The 3,430-nt window shown below is 73.8% G+C and carries 4 protein-coding genes and 1 pseudogene; 4 read left to right on the forward strand and 1 reads right to left on the reverse strand.

Translation table 11 applies throughout. The features are described from left to right. A partial coding sequence (locus GUY61_RS36300; RefSeq protein WP_166634561.1) for a metallophosphoesterase occupies positions 1-1,576 on the reverse strand: 1,576 nt, incomplete at its 3' end. A 92-nt stretch (positions 1,577-1,668) separates the two neighbouring features. Between GUY61_RS36300 and GUY61_RS36305 the strand changes: the two genes are divergently transcribed. From GUY61_RS36305 to GUY61_RS36320, 4 genes and pseudogenes are all read left to right on the forward strand, one after another. Continuing rightward, positions 1,669-2,019, forward strand: coding sequence for a metallopeptidase family protein (locus tag GUY61_RS36305; protein ID WP_313897020.1), 351 nt, complete (start codon positions 1,669-1,671; stop codon positions 2,017-2,019). Then, complete coding sequence (crcB, locus tag GUY61_RS36310) at positions 2,016-2,504, forward strand: fluoride efflux transporter CrcB (protein WP_166634559.1); 489 nt, start codon at positions 2,016-2,018, stop codon at positions 2,502-2,504. Before GUY61_RS36305 ends, crcB (GUY61_RS36310) begins: the two co-directional genes overlap by 4 nt. Beyond that, a complete protein-coding gene (gene crcB, locus GUY61_RS36315) occupies positions 2,501-2,869 on the forward strand; it encodes a fluoride efflux transporter CrcB (protein WP_166634560.1) in 369 nt (122 codons plus the stop codon). The genes crcB (GUY61_RS36310) and crcB (GUY61_RS36315) overlap by 4 nt, the downstream gene beginning before the upstream one ends. Before the next feature lie 199 nt (positions 2,870-3,068). Further along, positions 3,069-3,430: pseudogene (locus GUY61_RS36320) on the forward strand (hypothetical protein); the annotation flags it as partial.

The raw sequence follows: 3,430 nt of genomic DNA on the forward strand, positions 1-3,430 counted from the left end.
GGGTTCCCGAAGGGCTCGCGTCGGGGGTGTTCTCCTTGGGGAGATGGCGGCTGACCTCGGCGGTTGTCAGCCCGAGGCCCCCGAGACGGATCTCGTCCCAGGCCTGGAGCCGCTTGCCGTCGCGGTCCAGATAGAGGACCGAGGCCTCCACGGGCGCCGGCTCGCCGCCCTCGTTCTCCAGTGCCCGCAGACCGCCCCCGCCCGTGGAGCCCTCGATGCGCAGCCGGGTGCCGCGGTCGAGGATCTCCATCTCCGAGTGGTGCAGGTGGCCGGCCAGGACGAGGGGGACCTCGCCGTCGGTCTCGCGCGCGGCGACGGGGTCGTGGGCGACGGCGACATCGGCCGGGGTGCCCGCCGCGCGCTGGTCCCGCAGGGCGCTGGCGAGGCGGGCGCCGGCCAGGCGCTCCGCGGGCCTGCCCCCGGGCTTGTCGGTGCGGTCGGGGGTGAACTGGGGATCGCCCATGCCGGCGAACCGCACGCCGGCGACGGTCACGGCGCGGCCGTCGTCGAGCACGTGCACGTTCCGCATGTCCTCCAGATAGCGCTGTGTCTCCCGCGAGTCGTGGTTGCCCCGCACCCACACGTAGGGCGCGCCGAGGTCCGCGACGGGGTCCAGGAAGGCGTTCTCGGCGGCGGTGCCGTGGTCCATGGTGTCGCCGCTGTCGACGATCACATCGATGTCGTACTGCTCGACCAGCGAGGCGATGATGTGCCACGACGCCGGGTTGAGGTGGATGTCCGAGACGTGCAGGACGCGGACGGTGGCCGGGTCCGGCTGGTACGCGGGGAGGGTGGAGGTCGCGTCGTAGAGCTTGGTGACGTTGGTCACCAGCCGCGCCAACTCCTTCTGGTAGACGTCGAATTCGCTGACGATGCTGCGCGCGTTGCCGATCAGGGAGGGCGCGGAGGACAGCAGCCCGGAGAACTTCGGCTCCAGGACGGACTTCGGGTTCCAGGTGGCGAAGGCCGCCGTGCCGGACGCCGCGAGCAGTACCAGTGCCAGGCCGCCCGCGGCCAGGGCCCGGCGCGGGCGGCGGTAGACGACCAGACCGAGGGCCGTGGCCCCGGAGACGACGGCCACGCAGGAACGGACCGCCAGGTCCAGGGTTCCGTCGGCGACGTCGCCGGCGACCTCGTCCTGGAGCCCGGAGAGGCGTTCCGGGTGTTCCACGAGGGCCTGGGAACGGACCGGGTCGAGCTGGTCGACGTCCACGTCGAGGCGTATCGGCGCGACATGGCTGCGCAGTTCGAGGGCGCCGAGCGGCGCGATGTTGATCTTCGTGCCGCCGGTGAGCGAGGGCCGCAGCGTCATCCGGGTGTCCATGGGCCCGACCGGTGTGCGGACGCTGCCGACGACCAGCAGGCCGAGCCAGGCGCCGACCAGGACGACGGCGGTCAGTCCGAGCGCCCGCGCGTAGGGATGCGGGGTGTGCACCAGCGCCAGGGTGGGCGCGGACTGCTGCGAGCGGTATGCGCGGAGCCAGGCGGAGGGACGCAGCCGGGACGGGGGACGGAGCCGGGCGAAAAACCTGGGTCGGGACACGCGAGGCGTATGCCCATCCGTCCGTACGGCCATGCGCGGCCGTGCGTCGTACGGCGCCGCGCACGTCTCGGTGCCGTCCACGGCCGTGCGCCCGCGCGGTGCCGTCCGTACCGGACAATGTCCGTGTGCTGGAGATGACGCGCGAGGAGTTCGAGGAACTGGTCGCCGAGGCGCTGGACCGTATCCCGCCGGAGCTGACGCGGCTTATGGACAACGTCGCGGTCTTCGTGGAGGACGAGCCCGACCCGTCCGACCCCGAGTTGCTCGGGCTCTACGAGGGGACGCCGCTGACGGATCGCGGTGAGTGGTACGCGGGCGTGCTGCCGGACCGCATCACGATCTACCGGGGGCCGACGCTGCGGATGTGCGAGTCCCGGGAGGACGTGGTCGCCGAGACGGAGATCACGGTCGTCCACGAGATCGCCCACCACTTCGGCATCGACGACGAGCGGCTGCACGCGCTGGGGTACGGATGAGCGGCTCCGTGTCCGGGCTGCCCGACGGGTTCGAGGAGCAGATCGACTCCGACGTCGACCTGCATGTGCCGCAGGACCGCGCGGAGGCTGCCGACCCGGGGCTGGGCAAGGTCCTCGCCGTGGTCGCGGCGGGCGGTGTTCTCGGGGCCTCGGCGCGGTACGCCGCGACGCTGGCCTGGCCCGCCGGTGCCGGCTCCTTCCCCTGGGCGGTGTTCACGGTCAACGCCGTCGGCTGCGCGCTGATCGGCGTTCTGATGGTGCTGGTCGCGGAGGTCAGGTCGGCACGGCCGCTGGTCCGGCCCTTCCTCGGCACGGGGGTGCTGGGCGGGTTCACCACCTTCTCGGCGTACGCGGCGGACGTGGCCCGGCTGCTGGACGGCGAACGGGCGGTCACCGCGATGACGTACGCGGCGGGGACGCTGGTCACGGCGCTCGGCGCGGTGTGGGCCGGCGCCTCGGTGACCCGGCGGGCGGTCGCCCGGTGAACTGGCTGCTCGTGGCGGTGGGCGCCGCGCTCGGCGCGCCGCTGCGCTATCTCACGGACCGCGCGGTGCAGGCCCGGCACGACTCGGTGTTCCCGTGGGGAACCTTCGTGGTCAACGCGGCGGGCAGTCTGGTGCTCGGGCTGCTGACAGGGGCCGCGCCGGTGCTCGCCCCGGACGCGTTCACGCTGCTGGGAACCGGGCTGTGCGGGGCGCTGACGACGTACTCGACGTTCTCCTACGAGACGTTGCGGCTGGCCGAGCGGGGCTGGAAGTTCCTGGCGGCGGCGAATGCGGCGGGCACGCTGCTGGTGGGGCTGGGTGCGGTGTTCCTGGGGGACTCGCTGGCGGTCGCGTTCACGAGGTAGCCGTCGCCGGTCGGCCGGGGTGGCCGGGGCGCGGGCCCGCGGCGACCGCGGGCAGTTGTCGGCCCGGAGTGGGTCGGCCGCGGGCCGGTCGTGGGCCGGTCGGCCCGGAGTGGGTCTGCGCCCGGGCGTGTCTTCGCGGCGCTGGCGGGAGTTGTGCATGACAGCCCGCTCGTGTCCCGTCTGCCGGAGGTGCCCACCCGTGCGCCAGTTGCCGTCCGTCCCCGTCCGATTGGCCGCGGCCGTGCTCGCCGTCGCCGTGTCCGCAGGCTGTGTGAGCGTCGGTGACGACGAGAAGAGGCCGAGGCCGGGCCACTCGTCCGAGCGGCGTGGCGGGGCGGCGCGGCCCGACGGCGGTACGCCGTTCGGCGGTGGCACTCCGGCCGGCGTGAACGGCGGCGAGGCGGGCGGGGACAGCGGCGGCAGGCACAAGGGCAACCGTTCGGCCGAGCCCTCGGAGCCGGGCTCCGAGGGCCCGAAGGGTGCCAAGGGCGGCAAGAACGGAAAGGGTGGCAAGGGCGGCGAGAGCGACGGGGGCTCGCAGGGCTCCGGGGGCGGGAACCC

Source organism: Streptomyces sp. GC420 (genome assembly GCF_009916105.1).
Lineage (GTDB): Bacteria > Actinomycetota > Actinomycetes > Streptomycetales > Streptomycetaceae > Streptomyces.

Coding starts and splice junctions, on each gene's coding strand:
- crcB (WP_166634559.1), top strand. CDS start 2,016: ATGAGCGGCTCCGTGTCCGGGCTGCCCGACGGGTTCGAGGAGCAGATC.